General features: G+C 61.9%; 18 protein-coding genes. 2 read left to right on the top strand and 16 right to left on the bottom strand.

Features of this window, described 5'->3' with window-relative positions; all coding sequences use genetic code 11:
* Window positions 1–2: 2 nt before the first annotated feature.
* From L9B60_RS07900 to ribBA, 5 genes are all read right to left on the bottom strand, one after another.
* Complete coding sequence (locus L9B60_RS07900; RefSeq protein WP_249677848.1) at window positions 3–1,154, bottom strand: ABC transporter ATP-binding protein; 1,152 nt, start codon at window positions 1,152–1,154, stop codon at window positions 3–5.
* A complete protein-coding gene (locus L9B60_RS07895; protein WP_249677847.1) occupies window positions 1,151–1,972 on the bottom strand; it encodes an ABC transporter permease in 822 nt (273 codons plus the stop codon). The genes L9B60_RS07900 and L9B60_RS07895 overlap by 4 nt, the downstream gene beginning before the upstream one ends.
* A gap of 6 nt (window positions 1,973–1,978) precedes the next feature.
* Window positions 1,979–2,923 carry an ABC transporter permease gene (locus L9B60_RS07890; RefSeq protein ID WP_249677844.1) on the bottom strand — a complete coding sequence of 315 codons (945 nt, stop codon included), beginning with the start codon at window positions 2,921–2,923 and terminating at the stop codon, window positions 1,979–1,981.
* Complete coding sequence (locus L9B60_RS07885; RefSeq protein WP_249677842.1) at window positions 2,920–3,945, bottom strand: ABC transporter substrate-binding protein; 1,026 nt, start codon at window positions 3,943–3,945, stop codon at window positions 2,920–2,922. Before L9B60_RS07885 ends, L9B60_RS07890 begins: the two co-directional genes overlap by 4 nt.
* Before the next feature lie 307 nt (window positions 3,946–4,252).
* Complete coding sequence (gene ribBA, locus L9B60_RS07880; RefSeq protein ID WP_249677839.1) at window positions 4,253–5,362, bottom strand: bifunctional 3,4-dihydroxy-2-butanone-4-phosphate synthase/GTP cyclohydrolase II; 1,110 nt, start codon at window positions 5,360–5,362, stop codon at window positions 4,253–4,255.
* An 83-nt stretch (window positions 5,363–5,445) separates the two neighbouring features.
* Here ribBA and L9B60_RS07875 point away from each other — a divergent pair, with 83 nt between their 5' ends.
* Window positions 5,446–5,754 (top strand): DUF1330 domain-containing protein, encoded by a 309-nt coding sequence (locus tag L9B60_RS07875; protein ID WP_249677837.1) that lies wholly within the window; start codon window positions 5,446–5,448, stop codon window positions 5,752–5,754.
* Here L9B60_RS07875 and L9B60_RS07870 read toward each other — a convergent pair.
* The 7 genes from L9B60_RS07870 to L9B60_RS07840 all read right to left on the bottom strand — a co-directional run bounded on the left by L9B60_RS07870 (window position 5,751) and on the right by L9B60_RS07840 (window position 11,424).
* Window positions 5,751–6,314, bottom strand: a complete 564-nt coding sequence (locus tag L9B60_RS07870) for an NUDIX hydrolase (protein ID WP_249677835.1) — start codon at window positions 6,312–6,314, stop codon at window positions 5,751–5,753. The genes L9B60_RS07875 and L9B60_RS07870 overlap by 4 nt on opposite strands.
* Before the next feature lie 2 nt (window positions 6,315–6,316).
* Entirely contained in the window at window positions 6,317–7,069 is a 753-nt protein-coding gene (locus tag L9B60_RS07865) for a GntR family transcriptional regulator (RefSeq protein ID WP_249677834.1), read from the bottom strand.
* 190 nt (window positions 7,070–7,259) lie between these two features.
* On the bottom strand, window positions 7,260–7,745 hold the full coding sequence (locus L9B60_RS07860) for a flavin reductase family protein (RefSeq protein WP_249677832.1): 486 nt from the start codon (window positions 7,743–7,745) through the stop codon (window positions 7,260–7,262).
* Window positions 7,746–7,758: 13 nt separating this feature from the next.
* On the bottom strand, window positions 7,759–9,240 hold the full coding sequence (locus L9B60_RS07855; protein WP_249677829.1) for an aldehyde dehydrogenase: 1,482 nt from the start codon (window positions 9,238–9,240) through the stop codon (window positions 7,759–7,761).
* Window positions 9,237–10,070, bottom strand: a complete 834-nt coding sequence (locus tag L9B60_RS07850) for an alpha/beta fold hydrolase (RefSeq protein WP_249677827.1) — start codon at window positions 10,068–10,070, stop codon at window positions 9,237–9,239. The genes L9B60_RS07855 and L9B60_RS07850 overlap by 4 nt, the downstream gene beginning before the upstream one ends.
* A 22-nt stretch (window positions 10,071–10,092) precedes the next feature.
* On the bottom strand, window positions 10,093–10,683 hold the full coding sequence (locus L9B60_RS07845) for an amino acid synthesis family protein (RefSeq protein ID WP_249677824.1): 591 nt from the start codon (window positions 10,681–10,683) through the stop codon (window positions 10,093–10,095).
* 168 nt (window positions 10,684–10,851) lie between these two features.
* Window positions 10,852–11,424, bottom strand: a complete 573-nt coding sequence (locus L9B60_RS07840) for an acyl-homoserine-lactone synthase (RefSeq protein ID WP_249677822.1) — start codon at window positions 11,422–11,424, stop codon at window positions 10,852–10,854.
* Window positions 11,425–11,556: 132 nt separating this feature from the next.
* On the opposite strand from L9B60_RS07840, the gene L9B60_RS07835 reads away from it, so the two are divergent.
* Entirely contained in the window at window positions 11,557–11,799 is a 243-nt protein-coding gene (locus tag L9B60_RS07835) for a hypothetical protein (protein WP_249677820.1), read from the top strand.
* Between the two features lie 9 nt (window positions 11,800–11,808).
* Here the strand turns inward: L9B60_RS07835 and L9B60_RS07830 are convergent, their stop codons facing one another.
* The 4 genes from L9B60_RS07830 to L9B60_RS07815 form a co-directional block, all read right to left on the bottom strand.
* Entirely contained in the window at window positions 11,809–12,579 is a 771-nt protein-coding gene (locus tag L9B60_RS07830) for a helix-turn-helix transcriptional regulator (protein WP_249677818.1), read from the bottom strand.
* A 102-nt stretch (window positions 12,580–12,681) separates the two neighbouring features.
* Window positions 12,682–13,890: an SGNH/GDSL hydrolase family protein gene (locus L9B60_RS07825; protein ID WP_249677817.1), complete on the bottom strand. Its 1,209-nt coding sequence runs from the start codon at window positions 13,888–13,890 to the stop codon at window positions 12,682–12,684.
* A complete protein-coding gene (locus L9B60_RS07820) occupies window positions 13,891–14,913 on the bottom strand; it encodes an SGNH/GDSL hydrolase family protein (protein WP_249677816.1) in 1,023 nt (340 codons plus the stop codon).
* Window positions 14,900–16,303 carry an MBOAT family O-acyltransferase gene (locus tag L9B60_RS07815; protein ID WP_249677814.1) on the bottom strand — a complete coding sequence of 468 codons (1,404 nt, stop codon included), beginning with the start codon at window positions 16,301–16,303 and terminating at the stop codon, window positions 14,900–14,902. The genes L9B60_RS07820 and L9B60_RS07815 overlap by 14 nt, the downstream gene beginning before the upstream one ends.
* Between the last annotated feature and the right edge of the window lie 32 nt (window positions 16,304–16,335).

The following is a 16,335-nucleotide window of genomic DNA, read 5'->3' as shown; positions in this document are numbered from 1 at the left end:
GGTCAATGCGCCCCAGCTGCCTTGTTCAAGTCACTCTCGGCCCACTGCGTGTACACGCAAGCATCCGCCGTAGCCCAGCGTACCCGCACCTGGTCCCCAGCCTTCATCGGCATGCCCGCCGCAGACAGTGCTTTGACCGTCATGGCCGTACCGCCATCGGTAACAACGCTGCAGGTTTGGCTTTCGCCCAAGAACAGCACCTCGGTGACCTTGGCCGCCACCTCGTTCCAGCCTGGCTGCAACGGCTCACGCATGGCTTGTTCCACGCTCAGCGCCTGGGCTTTTTCGGGGCGTACCATCAGCAGTACGTCCTGGCCGGTCGCCAGCCCCGAGGTCAGGCGAATCGACAACGCCTGGTTCTCAAACGTCGCTGCCGCGTTGCCTTGAACTTTCAGCTTGAGGAAGTTGGAGTTGCCCAAAAACGATGCCACAAACGCATTCGGCGGGTTCTGGTACAGGTCGTAGCCGGTGCCCAGCCCTACGATTTTGCCGTGGCTGAAGATGGCGATGCGTTGGGACAAACGCATGGCTTCTTCCTGGTCGTGGGTGACGTAGACGATGGTGATGCCCAGCCGGCGATGCAGTTGGCGCAGTTCGTCTTGCAGGTCTTCACGCAGTTTTTTATCGAGGGCGCCGAGGGGTTCGTCCATCAACAGGATGCGTGGCTCGTACACCAGCGCGCGGGCGATGGCCACGCGTTGTTGCTGGCCGCCCGACATTTGCGAAGGGCGACGGTGGGCGAACTGGTCCAGTTGCACCAGCTTGAGCATGGCGTCGACGCGGCGTTTTACTTCGTCGGCCGATTGTTTGCGAATGGTCAGCGGGAAGCCGATGTTGTCGCGCACCGACAGGTGTGGGAACAAGGAGTAGCGCTGGAACACCATGCCGATGTCGCGCTTGTGCGGCGGCACGTTGACCAGGGATTCGCCGTTCACCAATATCTCGCCGCTGCTGGGGGTTTCGAAGCCGGCCAGCATCGACAGCGTGGTGCTTTTGCCCGAGCCGCTGGAGCCCAGGAAAGTCAGGAACTCGCCTTCCTGGATGTCCAGGGAGATGTTGTCCACTGCGGCAAAATCACCGTAGTGCTTGTTCAGGTTGCGCAGGCTGACCAGGGTGGTGGCCGGCTGCGATGGATCTTTGATCACTGCACTCATGACGAAACTCCCAGACGCATTTCACTGCGCCGGCGCAGGCCGGCGGCGATGACCATGACCAGGATCGACAGGGCGATCAGCAACGTCGAGGCGACGGCGATCACAGGTGTCAGGTCCTGGCGCAAGGTGGTCCACATTTTCACGGGTAGGGTTTGCAGGGTGGGGCTGGCCATCATCACGCTGAGCACCACTTCGTCCCACGAAACGAGGAAGGCGAACAGTGCGCCAGCCACCATCCCGGGGCGGATGCCAGGGAACGTCACCTTGAACACTGCTTGCAGGCGCGAGGCGCCGCAGATCACCGCCGCGTCTTCGATCGACTGATCAAACAGCTTGAGCGAGTTGATGATCGAGATGATGGTGAACGGCAGCGCGACGATCACGTGGCTGACCACGAAGGCGAACAGGGTGCCGGTGTAGCCCAGCTTCAGGAACAGCGCATACACGGCCACGGCGATGATCACCAGCGGCACGATCATCGGCAGGGTGAACAGCCCGTAGAGCATTTCGCGGCCGGGGAACTTGCCGCGCACCAGGGCGAAGGCGGTCGGCAGGCCCAGGGCCACGGCGAAGATCGTGGTCAGGATCGCCACCTTGAGGCTGGAGAACGCAGCGTCCATCCAGTCGGCGTTGGAGAAAAACTGCACGTACCATTTCATCGTCCAGCCGGGTGGCGGGAATACCAGCCACTGGGACGAGCCGAACGAGAGCAACACGATGAACACGATCGGCAACAACAGGAACAGCGCGATCAGCCCGGTGGTGGTGTACAGGCCAAACCGCATGCGCCGGCTCATGGCATTGGGGGTCAATAGCATGATGGCTTACCTCGCGTTGCTGGAGCCGACCGGCGATTCCGGTTGCAGCTTCAGGTAGAAGTAGAACAGCACCAGGGTGATCAGGATCAGCAATGCGGCGGCGGCACTGGCCAAGCCCCAGTTGAGGAACGACTGCACCTGTTGCACGATGAATTCAGGCAGCATCATGTTCTGCGCGCCACCGAGCAACGCCGGTGTCACGTAGTACCCCAGCGACATCACGAACACCATCAACGCACCCGAGAACAGCCCCGAGCGACACAGCGGCAAAAACACCCGGAAGAAGTTGGTCCAGGGGCTGGCGCCGCAGATGGAGCCGGCCTGCAACACCATCGGGTCGATCGCCGACATGGTCGCCTGCAGCGGCAGCACGATGAACGGGATCATGATGTAGCTCATGCCGATCACCACGCCCGTGAGGTTGTGCACCATCTCCAGCGGCTGGTCGATGATGCCCATGGCCATCAGCGCCTTGTTGATCACCCCTGAAGCCTGCAGCAACACCAGCCAGGAGTAGGTGCGCGCCAGCAGGCTGGTCCACATCGACAGCAGCACGATGTTCAGCAGCCAGCGGCCCCAGCCACGGGGCACCAGGGTGATCGCCCAGGCCAGCGGGAAGCCCAGCAACACGCTGAACAACGTCACCAGGCCGGCCACCGAGAAGGTGTTGAACAGCACCCGTGCGTAAGCCGAGTTGGCAAACAGCTGTGCGTAGTTGCCAAAGCCTGGGGTGGGCTCCAGCACGCCGCGCAGCAGCAGGCCGATCAACGGCGCGAAAAAGAACAGGCCCAAAAACAACATGGCCGGGATCAGGTTGCGCGAGCCGCGCCAGCGCTGTGCCAGGGAAGGGGAGTTGTGCATGGCGCCAGCCTTTGCCGGTACCGCAACGGCAGCGCCAGTGGCGCTCCCGTTCGGCGTGGAAGGGCGGTGGGCGGTCGCCGTCATTTTCATTTGACCAGCCATTCGTTCCACCGTGTCGCGATTGCCGGACCATTCTTGGCCCAGTAAGCGAAGTCGAGAGTGATCTGATCCTTAGCGTAGGCAGTCGGCAGGTTCGGCGCGAGTTCAGGCTTGAGCAGGCTGACACTGTCGGTGTTGATCGGGGCGTAGGCGGTCAGGTTGGCGAATTCGGCCTGGCCTTTGGCGGAGCTTGAGTTGGCCAGGAACTTCATGGCCGCATCCTTGTTTTTCGAGCCCTTGGGGATGACCAGGAAATCGGCCATGACCAGGTTCTGCTTCCAGCTCACGCCCACCGGTGCGCCGTCTTGTTGCAGGGCGTACACGCGGCCGTTCCAGAACTGGCCGATGGACGCTTCACCGGACGCCAGCAGTTGCTGCGATTGCGCGCCGCCGCCCCACCACACGATGTCTTTCTTGATGGTGTCGAGTTTTTTGAAGGCACGGTCCAGGTCCAGCGGGTACAGCTTGTCGGCGGGTACGCCGTCGGCCAGCAGGGCCAACTCCAGCACGCCAGGGCTTGGCCATTTGTAGAGGGCGCGTTTGCCGGGGTAGGTCTTGGTGTCGAACAGGGCGGTCCAGTCTTGTGGCTTGGCGCCGGCAAGCTTGCTGTCGTTGTAGCCCAGCACGAAGGAGAAGTAGAACGAGCCTACGCCGTAATCGGAAACGAAACGCGAGTCCAGCTTGTCGCGCTGGATGACTTTGAAGTCCAGCGGTTCGAGCAAACCTTCGGCGGCGGCGCGCAGGGCGAAGTCGGCTTCGACATCGACCACGTCCCACTGCACGTTGCCGCTCTCGACCATGGCCTTGAGTTTGCCGTAGTCGGTGGGGCCGTCCTGCACCACTTTCACATCGCTTTGCTTGCTGAAAGGATCAGCCCAGGCTGCCTTTTGTGCATCCTGGGTGCTGCCGCCCCAACTGACGAAGCTCATGCTTTGCGCGGCATAGGCCGAGCTGCACGTCAGCGCCAGAAAACCTGCGGCCAGGGCCGCGGTTGCAAGTTTGTTGAACACCATGTGTACGCCCTCATTTGTTGTGTTTTGAGCGGGCTGTAACAACGCCCGCCTTTCGGGAGCAGTAGGTCCATTGGAGCCTTTAAGGGGCGACCCTGTCAGGGGCTGTTATTTGTGCTGTCCCTGGCGGGCGCACCTGACATTTTTGTTCGGTCTACGGAATATCATATTATGGTATTCCAAACTTTCTGCAAGAGGTTTGCCTTACCGGTTGTCTGTGGTGGGCCCCCTTCGCGGATGAATCCGCTCCTACAGGGGTTGCCATCGCCTGGTAGGCGCGGATTTATCCGCGAACCAGGCGCCACGGTTCTCAAGCCGTAAACGCAATACTCTCAACCACTTCCAGGTCATACCCGGTAAGCCCCGCGTACTTCAACGGCGGCCCCAGGTGCCTTAGCTTGCCCACGCCAATGTCCTGCAAAATTTGCGCACCGGTGCCCACCTCCGAGTAAATCCGCGACTGCGACCGGGTGTATTGGCGCGGCGCTGCAGTGAGTTGCGGCACCCGTTCCAGCAACGCCTGGGATGACTCATGGTTGGCCAGCACCACCACCACGCCACGGCCTTCCTCGGCCACCCGTTGCAAGGCCGCCCACAGCGTCCAGTTGGCCGGCCCGTTGTACTCGGCGCCCACCAGGTCGCGCAGCGGATCGATCACGTGCACGCGCACCAGGGTCGGGTCCTCGCGGCGGATGTCGCCCATCACCATGGCCATGTGCACGCCGCCTTCGATGCGGTCTTCATAGGTAATCAGACGAAAGGTACCGTGCACGGTAGGCAAGTCGCGTTCGCCGTTGCGTACGATGGTGTGCTCGGTGCTCAGGCGGTAATGGATCAGGTCGGCGATGGTGCCGATCTTGATGCCGTGCTTGCGGGCGAACACTTCAAGGTCGGGGCGCCGGGCCATGGTGCCGTCGTCGTTCATCACTTCGACGATGACCGACGCTGGGGTAAACCCGGCCAGGCGCGCCAGGTCGCAGCCCGCTTCGGTATGGCCGGCGCGGGTCAGCACGCCGCCTTCCTTGGCCCGCAGCGGGAAGATGTGGCCGGGCTGCACCAGGTCTTCGGCGCGGGCATTGGCGGCCACGGCGGCCTCCACGGTGCGGGCGCGGTCGGCGGCGGAAATACCAGTGGTTACCCCGGTGGCCGCTTCAATGGACACGGTAAACGCGGTGCTGAACACGCTGCCGTTGGCCGGCACCATTTGTTCCAAACCCAAGCGCTGACAATGCTCGTCGGTAAGTGTCAAACAGATCAGGCCACGCGCTTCGCGGGCCATGAAACTGATGGCGGTGGGGGTACACCGGTCGGCGGCCAGCAGCAGGTCGCCTTCGTTTTCTCTATCCTCATCGTCCACCAGCAAGACCATCTTGCCTTGGCGGTAGTCGTCGATGATCTCTTCGATGCTGTTGAAGGCCATGGGTGGGCTCTCTTTTTGTAGATGGCGTTAACGTTATTCTGGTATACCATAATACAAATATAACCGAAACGGTCGAGGTCAGAATGAAGGCTTACTGGATCGCTCAAGTGGACGTCACCGACCCTGAGCAATACACCGACTACACCCAGCGCGCGCCCACGGCGTTTGCCTTGTATGGCGGCAAGTTTTTGGCCCGGGGCGGGCGCTGCCAGGCGATGGAAGGGCGCGAAACGCCGCAACGCAGCGTGGTCATCGAGTTCCCGTCGTACGATCAGGCGATCGCCTGCTACAACTCGCCGGAATATCAGCAGGCGTGCGCGTACCGCAAGGGCGTGGCCAAGGCTGAAATAATCATAGTTGAGGGGCATTCCCTCGGTACTGACGAGGCCTAGCGGATGAAGTGGATTTTCCCGCTGTCATCGTTGCCGATGTAGATGCCGTACACCCCCGCCTGGCGTTCCTCGATATAGCGTTCGAGGATCTGCCGGATGGCTGGGTAGTAGATGCTCTCCCACGGGATGTCCTGGGGGGCGAAGAATTTGTAGTCCAGGGTTTCCGGGCCGTACTGCCCGGTGATCTCCACGGCCACGGCGCGGAAGATGATGTACACCTCGCTGATCTGCGGCACGCTGAAGATCGAGTAGGGCGAGACGATTTCGGCGCGCACGCCGCTTTCTTCCCACACCTCGCGCAAGGCCGCCTGCTCGGTGGTCTCGCCGCTTTCCATGAAACCTGCCGGCAGCGTCCAGGTGCCTGGGCGCGGGGGGATGGCGCGCTGGCACAGCAGGTACTTGCCCTCTTGCTCGATGATGCAGCCGGCGATGATCTTGGGGTTGATGTAGTGGATGTAGCCGCAGCCCTGGCACATCAGCCGCGAATGGGTGTCGCCGTCGGGCACCTGGTTAACCAGGTTGGCGGCACCGCACTGCGGGCAGAAGCGTGGGCTGGGCATGTTCAGCGACCTATGCGCGGTTCTTTCTGGACGATGGGCGTGGCGATCTCGCGCAGCTTGCCGGCGTCGGCCTGCTTCTGGCGCAAGTAGTCCAGCGCGACCTTGGCGGCGGAGCGTACGTGGTCAACCGAGGCTTGGTGCGCGGCCAGCGGGTCGCCGCTTTTGATGGCCTCGACCATGCGCTCCATTTCCTGGTTGCTGGCGCCGCGGCGGTTTTCCTGGGACACGGAGGTGGCGCGCAGGTAGCTGATGCGTGCTTGCAACTGGCGCAGTTGGGTGGCGGCCACGTGGTTGCCCGAGCCTTCCAGCAGCACGTCGTAGAAGCCCTGCACCGAATCCAGCACCTGTTGCAGTTCGCCTTCGTTGAGCGCCTTGCGGTTCTCTTCCAGGGCTTTTTCCAGGGCGCGGATGTCTTTGGCCTTGGCGTTCAGGGTGAACAACTGCACGATCAGGCCTTCGAGCACGCAGCGCAGCTCGTAGATGTCGCGGGCGTCTTCCAGGGTGATGATGGCCACGCGCGGGCCCTTGGCGTCGGCGAACTCCACCAGGCCTTCGGACTCCAGGTGGCGCAGCGCTTCGCGTACAGAGGTACGGCTGACGCCCAGGCGGTCGCACAGGTCGCGCTCTACCAGGCGGTCGCCCGGCAGCAATTGGAAATTCATGATGGCGCTGCGCAGTTTATCCAGCACGATTTCGCGCAGGGTAACGGGGTTGCGATTGACCTTGAAGCTGTCGTCGAGTGGCAGGCGTTTCATGGGGTCCGCTCTGATTGAGTGTTGACTGGATACCTCGGGGCCGGAATGCGGGCCGGACAAGGGCCAAAATAAGCGGCGAGTTTATCATGCGTTGATTGAACACTGTGTAGCTGACGAACCCTGTGGGAGCGCGGCTTGCCGGCGATGGCGCCCTCAGCGCCGCCAAGCCGTGCTCCCCACAGGGGGGGTGTCAGGTAAAGGTAGGCAAAGCGCCCAGTTTGCCCCGGTGATAGATCATCGGCGTGACTGGATCGGCCGGCAATATCAGGTTTTTAACCGCGCCCACGATAATGGCGTGGTCGCCGCCATCGTATTCACGCCACAGCTCGCATTCGATGATCGCCGTGGCCTTGGCCAGCAGCGGGTTGCCCAGCTCGCTCAGGTGCCACTCGATGCCCTTGGCCTTTTCCTTGCCCTTGCCGGCAAAGGCGTAGGCCTCCGCCGTTTGGTCGGCGGACAGCAGGTGGATCGCGAAGCGCTTGCTGTCACGCAAGATCGGGTAGGTGTCGGAGGCATAGTTGGGGCAAAACAGCACCAGTGCCGGGTCGATCGACAGCGCGCTGAAGGCGCTGGCGGTGATGCCGACGATGCCGCCTTCCGGGTCCAGGGTGGTGACCACCGTGACGCCGGACGGGAAGGAGGCCATCACCTCTTTGTAGATGCCAGGTTCGATCATTGACGTAATCCTCTTAACGCATCACAAAGGGGTCGGGCATGGGCGCTTGCGACAGGTTGATCCACACGGTTTTCAGTTCCGTGTAGGCCAATACCGAGTCGATGCCGCTTTCACGGCCGTAACCGCTGTTTTTGAAGCCGCCAATCGGCGCCATGGCCGACACGGCGCGGTAGGTGTTGACCCAGATGATGCCCGAGCGCACGTCCCGCGCCAGGCGGTGGGCGCGGCCCAGGTCGCGGGTCCAGATACCGGCGGCCAGGCCGAACTGCGAGTCGTTGGCAATCGCCAGCGCCTCGGCCTCGTCCTTGAAACGAATGACCGAAGCCACCGGGCCGAAGACTTCTTCCTGCATGATTTGCATCGAGTTGCTGTCGCACTCGAACAGCGTTGGCTCGTAGTACCAGCCGTCGCTGTCGGTGTGCGCGCGCTTGCCACCGGTACGCAACGTGGCGCCTTCGGCGATGGCCGCCGCCACCAGGCCTTCGACCACGGCCAGTTGCTGGGCGGTGGCCATGGGGCCCATCTCGCTGGTTTCATCCTGCGGGTTGCCGATGCGGATGCGCTGGGCGCGTTCCACCAGGCGGGCGACGAATTCGTCGTAGATCTCGTCCTGCACCAGCAAGCGCGAACCCGACACGCAGCTCTGCCCGGAGGCGGCATAGATACCGGCCACGGCGCCATTGATGGCGCTGTCCAGGTCGGCGTCGGCGAAGATGATGTTCGGCGACTTGCCGCCCAGCTCCAGCGACAGCTTGGCAAAGTTCTCGGCACTGCTGCGCACCACGTGGCGCGCGGTGGCGGCACCGCCGGTGAAGGCGATTTTGCGCACCAGCGGGTGGCGGGTGAGCGCCGCGCCGGTGCTGGGGCCGTAGCCGGTGACCACGTTGACCACGCCCGCTGGAATGCCGGCTTCCAGCGCCAGGCGGGCCAGTTCAAGCAGGGTGGCAGAGGCGTGTTCGGAAGGCTTGAGCACGATGGTGTTGCCGGCGGCCAAAGCGGGCGCCAGCTTGATCGCGGTCAAGTACAGCGGGCTGTTCCAGGGGATGATCCCGGCCACTACGCCCATCGGCTCGTGCACGGTGTAGGCAAACAGGTCGGGCTTGTCCAGCGGCAGGGTGCCGCCTTCCAGCTTGTCGGCCAGGCCTGCGGTGTAGTGGAAGAACTCCGGCAGGTAGCTGACCTGGCCGCGGGTTTCGCGGATCAGCTTGCCGTTGTCGCGGCTTTCCAGCTGGGCCAGGTGTTCTTTGTTCTCGGCGATCAGGTCGCCCAGGCGGCGCAGCAACTTGCCCCGCGCGGTGGCGGTCAGGCCACGCCAGGCCGGGCTTTCAAAGGCTTTTTGCGCGGCTTGCACGGCGCGGTCGACATCGGCTTCGTCGGCGTCCGGCAGTACGGCCCACGGTTGGGCCAGCGCCGGGTTGAGGCTTTCAAAGGTCTTGCCGGACAGGGCATCGACCCATTGGCCGTCGATGCACATCTGGAAGCGGGCGAGAGTCATGCAACGATCCCCTTGGCTTTGTTCAGAGAGATTTGCGCGGTAGTGAGGAAGTCCAGCAGCATCTGGTTGACCAGGCGCGGCGACTCTACCGGCATCATATGCCGTTGCTCGTGCAACACGGCAACTTGCGCGCCGGGAATGCGCTCGGCCATTTCCCGGGCCATCTGTGGCGTGGAACCTGGGTCCAGTTCGCCGGTGGCGATCAGGGTCGGCACCTGGATCTTGCCCAGGTCCTCGACCCGGTACATGTCTTGGGTGGCGAACAATTCGTAGGTGGTCAGGTAACCCTGCGGATCATTGCTGGCCAGGGTTTGGCGGATCGCGGCGATTTGCGCCGGGTTGGCCGCCTGGTATTCGTGGCTGAACCAGCGCGACAGCGCCGCCTCGGCGTTGGCATCCGGGCCGTGCTCGGCGGCCTGGGCGGTGCGGGCGATTACGCCGGCACGCTGCTCGGGGCTGCGGTTGAACACGCTGTTGAGCACCACCAACCCAGACAGGCGCTCGGGGTGGTGCAGGGCAAAGGCCCGTGCCACCAGGCCGCCCATCGAGAAGCCGATGATGGTGGCCTGGGGGATCTGCAGGTGGTCGAGCAGTTCCAGCAGTTGATCGGCATAACCGAGCAGTGGCGTGCCGGCGGCCGGGCGCGGGCTGGCGCCGTGGCCGAGCATGTCGTAGGCAATGACACTGTAATGCGGCGCCAGGCCAACGGCCTGCCCGCCCCACATCTCTTTGTTCAGGCCCACGCCGTGGATCAAAACCACCGGGTGGCCTTGGCCGCACGCCAGATAACTGGTGCCGGCCGGGGTGAGTTCAGCGGTATGCCGAATCATGGAACGCTCCTGCTAGCCTTGCTTATTGGTTTTTTTCTGCAGCCAGTTCTTCAAGGTCGATGTAGCGGTTGCCGATGCGCGGGTGCAGGCGGCCACCGTTGGCAGCGCCCAGCACTACGACGATCTCGTCGGCACGCGGCGAGTCTTCGATCTGCATTTCCAGGGTGATGTAGTGCGAGCGCAGGCCTTCGTCATCCTTGTGCATCATCGGGATCTGGATCGAGGTGCCTGGGCCGCCGCGCTTGTTGGTGAAGCTCAGGTAGCTTTTGGCTTGCACGGCTTCGCGATAGTGGTTGCCAAAGCGCAGGGTGTGGATCACTGCAGAGGCGTGTTCGATCTCGCCGTCGGCACCCACCACTGCAGCCTTGCCATAAGCCTGGATCTTGTCCGCACCGCCAATGGCAGCCGTCAGGCGCTCGACCATCATGGCGCCCAGGGCCGAGCAGTTGGCTTTGATTTCTGGCTTCAAGTCTTCAACGAAACCACGGCCCAGCCACGGGTTCTTCATGACGACCGCCAGGCCGATCATGGTCACTGGGGTGTCGGTCGCCTTGCCGCCTTCGATCAGGGTTTCTTCGGTGTAGCTGACGATCTTGCGAATTTCGAAACTCATGGGCTGCTCCATAGTAGAGGGGAGAGGTGGTCGCTGTATGATGGTATACCATAATATTGGCGATGCAAGAGGGAACTGCACGATCGGGCGGGGGGGAGGCGACGGAAGGTCAGAAACGAAAAAGGCGCGCCGTCTGTGCGAGGGCGCGCCTTGGGGGGTGTCTGGTGATTATTTGTTCAATGCAGCCCAGGTTTTTGCATTCAGTTCGACATTAAGCGCCACGGCGTTTTCAATACCCACTTTTATCGATGGGCCAAAACGGCTGATATCCAAGCCCAACCGACGGAGCATCTTTTCAACGCCCACGGTGGTCACAGTAACGAACTGTTTAATACCTTGATTCATGGCAAACTCGACAATAGAACGAATCGCTATAGTCGATACGTCGGAAAAGTTGAAAGCACTTTTATCCGGCGCTTCAATGGCAAAGCGGCTTAATTCCCAGACCGTTTCCGAGCAGGGCGCAGGGGCCCCGTGCAGCAGTTCCGGGAAGGTATGGGCCAGCATGTTCGGGCCTGTGGTGGGCAGGATGCGCCAGCAGCCAGACACGTTAGTGTCGGCATCGCCATGGCTCATGATCATGTAGTAGGGGTCTAGCGCGTCATAACCATCGATCTCCATTTCGGCAATTACGCTGACTTCCCAGTCTTTGCGCTCCTTGAATATCCGGGCGCGAAGTTTATGCATTTCTTTCAAGTGCTGGGTATTCAAGTTGGCGCGGCGATCGATGGCAATGTACATGTTGGCTCCCAGTGTGTGTTGTGCTGGGAAAACGGTATATTCAATTTGAATAAATTAATGCCTACCTGAATAGGGAGGTTATGGTCGCGAAAACCCGGTGGTAAGGTTCACGTTTTCCTGCCCGGAGCCCCCATGACCCTCAAACGAAACTGGAGCAACCGCACGGCCACCGGCCTTGCCGTCCGGTTGCGCTTGTCGCGCAAAGAGAGCCAGACGGCATTTTGGTCGCGTTTTGGTATCAGCCAGGCGTGCGCGAGCCGCATCGAATGCACCACCCAGGTACCGCCCTCGGTGTTGATCCTGCTTGGGCTTTACTTGGATGGGGTGATCAGCGAGGTTGACCTGGAGCGCTATTGCCCGGCAGACGACGATTGACCCGCGGCGTCAGGGTGTGATCAAGCCGTTCTGGATTGCCTTGACGATGGCCGTGCGGCGCGAACTGACCTTGAATTTCTTGCGGATGTTCTTGAAGTGAAAGTCGATGGCCGCCTCTGAACAGGCAAGGATCATCGAGGTTTCCCACGTCGTCTTGCCCGCCGCGCCCCACTTGAGCACCTCAAGCTCGCGCTTGGTCAGGTGGATGGCCTCATCGCTTTTGCCCAGCAGGTGGCCGGCGCTTTCCAGGGCGAAATCGCGCAGCACCGCCGCATGGGGCAGGGCCTGGTGGATGTGCTGCAGGTGGGCGCGGCCACTGCCATGGTCGTTGCTAAAGCTGAGCATGCCGGCGTAGCCGTTCACCGCATGCAGCGGCAGGGTCAGGCCCTGTTGCAAACCGTAGGAGGAGGCCTCTTCGAAAAACTCGTTTTCCTGAGGCTGCGTGGTGGCCTGCCCCGTCCAGATCAGCGGCAGGTTGGAGCGAAAACTATGGGCTACCACCGGGTCGATGTAGGCGTAACCCTCGCTGTCGTACTTTTGCCGCCAGGCTTCGGAATAGCTGCTCAGGATGGTGGCTTTTTCGAAGGTCGCGTCGGTCTTGCACTTCAAGCCGAACAGGATGCGCGAGAAGCCCAGCTTGGCGGCTTGCCTGTTGAGCAGCTTGAACCATTCGTCGAAATTGGAAGCCCCGGCCAGTTGGCTCATTTCGTCGTAGCAGAGCACGGTCGTATCCTCGGTGTGGTGGCTGCCTTGCCGATAAGCACGTCCAGGGGGCGACATTAAATTAACGCCATTTGTAACGATGATAACGTATCGCCACTGTTGTGGGGTGTGGCGTGATGGCCATTGGTCCAGATGGCGCTACCTCTCGGGCGTTTGCCCTTAACGTCCGGTTTTGATCACCCCACTCAGGTACTCATACAACCCGTCCGCCGCTTGCTTGTAGCCTGCGGCATTGAAATGCACGAAATCCGGCCGCGCCAGGTCCTGTGCCTGCCAACGTTCAATCGAACAATCCCCGCCCATGTAGGCCTGCCAGCTCCAGTACAACGTGCGCTGCTGTTGGGCGACTGTTTTCTGCACCTGGATCAGTGGCCGCAGGTTGCGCGGTTGGCGGGCGGCGCAGGTCGCCGCCTTGCGATTCTTGTAGGAGTCGGGCGCGCCCACCACCAGTAACGCCGTGCCGGGCAGGGCGCTGCGCAAGGCCTTGAGCTTGTCGGTGAGCTGGCTTTGGTAAAGGCTCAGGTCCAGGTCGTCGTCGAAGGCTTCATTGGTGCCGTAGGCGATGATCAAGAGGTCGGGCTTGAGCGCCTTGAGGGTGTCCAGCCAGCCGGGCTGCCATTTGTCGACCACGTTGAAGGTCGCACCGTTGATGCCCAGGGTCGAGAACACCACGCCTGTGTTCTGTTGGGCCAGCAGGTTGAAGCCACCCAGGGCCAGGCCTTGTTTGCCGGCAAGAGACAAGTCCATAGGCAGGCGGACGTTGCTGACCGTGGGGCTGAAGCGCCAGTTGCCGTTGCTAGGCGACAAGGCGCGCACGGTCTGCGTGGCACCGTCTGACACCAACAGCCGGTTGGCGCTGCTGGCCTGGTACAGCGCCGACACCCGGTAGCGCTGCTCGGTGGGCGGCGTGGGCTCCAGGTGCACCCGGGCATTGGCGCTTTGCGGCAGCGACAGGTAACCACCCAGGGGGAACTGCGCACTTTGCTGGTTGCGCGCCGACACCAATTGCCACTGGCCCTTGGCAGTGCTCAAACGCAGCTGGTCATAGCGGGTGCCGGGCACCGGGGTGGCGGCGATAAAACCGATGCCACCGTTGCCGTAGTCTTGTTGAAAGCGGGCGCGCAACTCGCCCGTGAACAGGTCGGCGGCAGTGTGCGAGTCGCCCAGTTGCACGATGCTGATGGCGGCGCGGTTGGCCGCCTGGAACTTGCGTTGCAGGGCGGGCAGATTGGGCTCGCCGTCGGTCACGCGTGCCGCCGGCTTTTGCACCGCGGGTGCCTGGGTGGGCTTGTCGAGCGCCGAGACCGGGCTGCAGCCACTCAGTATCAGGGCGGCCAGAAGCGTGAGGGGGCCTGGCATTCGTGGCATCTAGCGCTCCGTAATATCGTGGGTGTGCACGTTGATCAGCGACAGCACGCGGGTGGCGATCAATTTTTGCCCGGTAGGGGTGAAATGAATGCCATCGTCGCCGCGGGTTTTCACCCGTTTGCCGTCGGCGTCTTGCAGGTACGGCGAAAACTCGTCGGCCTTGTAGCCCAGCATCTCGTTGGCCGAAACATACAACTGACCATAGCGCTGGGCTTCGGTTTTATACAGCTGGCTCAGGTAGGTCATGGCACGCGACAGCTTGTCGGTGCGCATGTTGGGCGGGCCTACCCAGATCACCTGGGCATTGTGCGCCTTGGCTTGCTCGAAAATGCTCGCCACGCGCTGGCGATACAGGGTTTCCCAGTCGGCGCTGCGAAAGCGCAAGAACGGTTTGCCCTTGGCCACGGGCATGTCCCACGGGTCGTTAGGGCCCAAAAACACCACGATCAGGCGAATGTGGGGATTGGCGTGCAGCGTTTGCTCGACCGTTTGTGGCCAGTTGAAAAAGCTTGGGTAGGCAAGGCCGGTGCTTTGTTTGCTGAGGTTGACGCTGCTGATGTTGAAGCGCTTGTGCAGGCTGTTGACCAGGTGCGGCGCCACGCCTTGCATCAGCGAGTCGCCCACCAGGAACACTTCATCGTTGGGCGCAAGCGTTGCAGCCAGGGTAGCCACTGGGGCGGGCACCTGGGCGGGTGGCTGGATGACCAGGGGCAGGATCGGCTCGGCGGCCAATACAGGGGCAATAACAGGCGGCGTCTCGACCACCACGGGTATGCCCGCAAGGCTGGCCAGAAACGCGTCTCGCCCGTCGGCCAGGGCCAGGGTCAACTTGCCACCCAAGGCCCAGGCCGGGCTGTCGGCCAGCCCTGGGATGGCGCAGCCGCCGTGGTACTTCTGCTGGCAATACAGGCGCATTGAGTCCTGGTTCAACCAGGTCAAAATCAACGCTGCCACCAGCATGCCGAGCAGCACCTTGATGGCCGTGAACAGGCTGCCCAGCACCGGGTCGTCAGAAGCTTGCATAGATAAACCCCGGCACGCCCGACGGTGAAGCGAAGATCACCAATGAGATGAACAACCCCAGCGGCACCGGATAAATCAGCCACGGTATGCGCTGACTGCTGGCGAACAGGCTGCGCAGGCTGGCGACCAGCCAGGGGTACAGGATCACCAGCGCCAGGCAACCCACCAGCCCGGCCCAAGGGCCATTACCCAGGCCTTGCCAGGACAGTTGGCTGATACCCAGCAGCATGTCTTGGGTGCCTTCCAGCGTGGGGCTGCGGAAAAAGATCCAGGCAAAGGCCACGTAGTGAAAGGTCAGCACGCGCATCAGGGTTGTAGAGCCCGGCCATGTCGCAGGGTGTGGTCGCCAGCGGCTGTAAAGCTTGTAGGCAATCAGCCCCAGGCCATGCAGCCCGCCCCAGATAATGAAATTCGAGCTGGCGCCGTGCCACAGGCCAGAGATCAGCATGGCCGCCAACAGGTTCAGGTTGCCGCGCCAGAAACCCTGGCGGTTGCCACCCAGCGGGATGTACACGTAGTCCCGGATAAAGCGCGACAAGCTGATGTGCCAGCGGTCCCAGAACTCCTTCAGGTTACGGGCCAGGTAGGGGTAGTCAAAGTTCGGCGGCAGGCGAAAACCCAGCAACAGGGCGATGCCGGTGACCAAGTGGGTGTAGCCGCTGAAGTTGAGATAAATCTGCAACGAATAGCCGTACACGCTCAGCAACACCTGCTCGGGGCTGAAGGCGCTGGGCGTATCGAACACCGGGTCCACCCACTCGTTGGCAAGCCAGGCGCTGAGAAAAAACAGCTTCACCACCGCCAATGCGATCAAGCCCAAGGCCCGCTGCGGTTCGATCACATGGCGGGTGCTAGTGCGCTGGATCTGCGGTAGAAAATGCGTGGCACGGTTGACCGGACCGGCGATCAGGCTGGGGAAAAACGCCAGGTACAGTGCCAGGTCCTGGGGCTTGGCCGGCGTTATTTCAGCGCGGTTGATCGACACCAGGTAGCTGACTGAATGGAACACGTAAAACGACAAGCCCGCCGGCAGCAGCACTTCGAACAGCGGCAGCGACACAGTGAAGCCGAAGGTTTGCAGCGCTTGTTGCACGCTGGTGACGAAGAAGTCCTGGTATTTGAAAAAGTAAAAACTGCCCAGTACCAGCAGCAGGATCAAGCCGTAGGTGGCCTTGCGGCCTGGGTAGCGCGCACTCAACTGCCCCAGCCCATACACCGCCAGGGTGTAGCCGAACAGCACTTGGAAAAATAGCGGGTCGATGGAGGCGAGCAGGCCGTAACTGGCGGCGAGCAACAGCAGGTTCTGCGCCGTGGTGCTCCAGGTGAAGCTCCAGTACAGCACGAAAAAAACCATGAAACACAGAGCGAATTCGATCGAAAAGAAGCTCATTACAGGTAGTCCGTTACAGGCAAACGCACAGG

Origin of the sequence: Pseudomonas abieticivorans, from assembly GCF_023509015.1 — a bacterium.
Taxonomy (GTDB): Bacteria; Pseudomonadota; Gammaproteobacteria; order Pseudomonadales; family Pseudomonadaceae; genus Aquipseudomonas; species Aquipseudomonas abieticivorans.
The sequence above is the reverse complement of the archived record's forward strand: the minus strand, read 5'-3'. Positions and strand labels throughout refer to the sequence as shown.

What these genes read in the sequence shown, in the direction of transcription:
- L9B60_RS07890 (WP_249677844.1), bottom strand. Translation starts at nt 2,923, where the DNA reads ATGAAAATGACGGCGACCGCCCACCGCCCTTCCACGCCGAACGGGAGC.
- L9B60_RS07855 (WP_249677829.1), bottom strand. Translation starts at nt 9,240, where the DNA reads ATGACTCTCGCCCGCTTCCAGATGTGCATCGACGGCCAATGGGTCGAT.
- L9B60_RS07865 (WP_249677834.1), bottom strand. Translation starts at nt 7,069, where the DNA reads ATGAAACGCCTGCCACTCGACGACAGCTTCAAGGTCAATCGCAACCCC.
- L9B60_RS07875 (WP_249677837.1), top strand. Translation starts at nt 5,446, where the DNA reads ATGAAGGCTTACTGGATCGCTCAAGTGGACGTCACCGACCCTGAGCAA.
- L9B60_RS07845 (WP_249677824.1), bottom strand. Translation starts at nt 10,683, where the DNA reads ATGAGTTTCGAAATTCGCAAGATCGTCAGCTACACCGAAGAAACCCTG.
- L9B60_RS07830 (WP_249677818.1), bottom strand. Translation starts at nt 12,579, where the DNA reads ATGTCGCCCCCTGGACGTGCTTATCGGCAAGGCAGCCACCACACCGAG.
- L9B60_RS07870 (WP_249677835.1), bottom strand. Translation starts at nt 6,314, where the DNA reads ATGCCCAGCCCACGCTTCTGCCCGCAGTGCGGTGCCGCCAACCTGGTT.
- L9B60_RS07850 (WP_249677827.1), bottom strand. Translation starts at nt 10,070, where the DNA reads ATGATTCGGCATACCGCTGAACTCACCCCGGCCGGCACCAGTTATCTG.
- L9B60_RS07895 (WP_249677847.1), bottom strand. Translation starts at nt 1,972, where the DNA reads ATGCTATTGACCCCCAATGCCATGAGCCGGCGCATGCGGTTTGGCCTG.
- L9B60_RS07815 (WP_249677814.1), bottom strand. Translation starts at nt 16,303, where the DNA reads ATGAGCTTCTTTTCGATCGAATTCGCTCTGTGTTTCATGGTTTTTTTC.
- L9B60_RS07885 (WP_249677842.1), bottom strand. Translation starts at nt 3,945, where the DNA reads ATGGTGTTCAACAAACTTGCAACCGCGGCCCTGGCCGCAGGTTTTCTG.
- L9B60_RS07825 (WP_249677817.1), bottom strand. Translation starts at nt 13,890, where the DNA reads ATGCCACGAATGCCAGGCCCCCTCACGCTTCTGGCCGCCCTGATACTG.
- L9B60_RS07820 (WP_249677816.1), bottom strand. Translation starts at nt 14,913, where the DNA reads ATGCAAGCTTCTGACGACCCGGTGCTGGGCAGCCTGTTCACGGCCATC.
- ribBA (WP_249677839.1), bottom strand. Translation starts at nt 5,362, where the DNA reads ATGGCCTTCAACAGCATCGAAGAGATCATCGACGACTACCGCCAAGGC.
- L9B60_RS07835 (WP_249677820.1), top strand. Translation starts at nt 11,557, where the DNA reads ATGACCCTCAAACGAAACTGGAGCAACCGCACGGCCACCGGCCTTGCC.
- L9B60_RS07840 (WP_249677822.1), bottom strand. Translation starts at nt 11,424, where the DNA reads ATGTACATTGCCATCGATCGCCGCGCCAACTTGAATACCCAGCACTTG.
- L9B60_RS07860 (WP_249677832.1), bottom strand. Translation starts at nt 7,745, where the DNA reads ATGATCGAACCTGGCATCTACAAAGAGGTGATGGCCTCCTTCCCGTCC.
- L9B60_RS07900 (WP_249677848.1), bottom strand. Translation starts at nt 1,154, where the DNA reads ATGAGTGCAGTGATCAAAGATCCATCGCAGCCGGCCACCACCCTGGTC.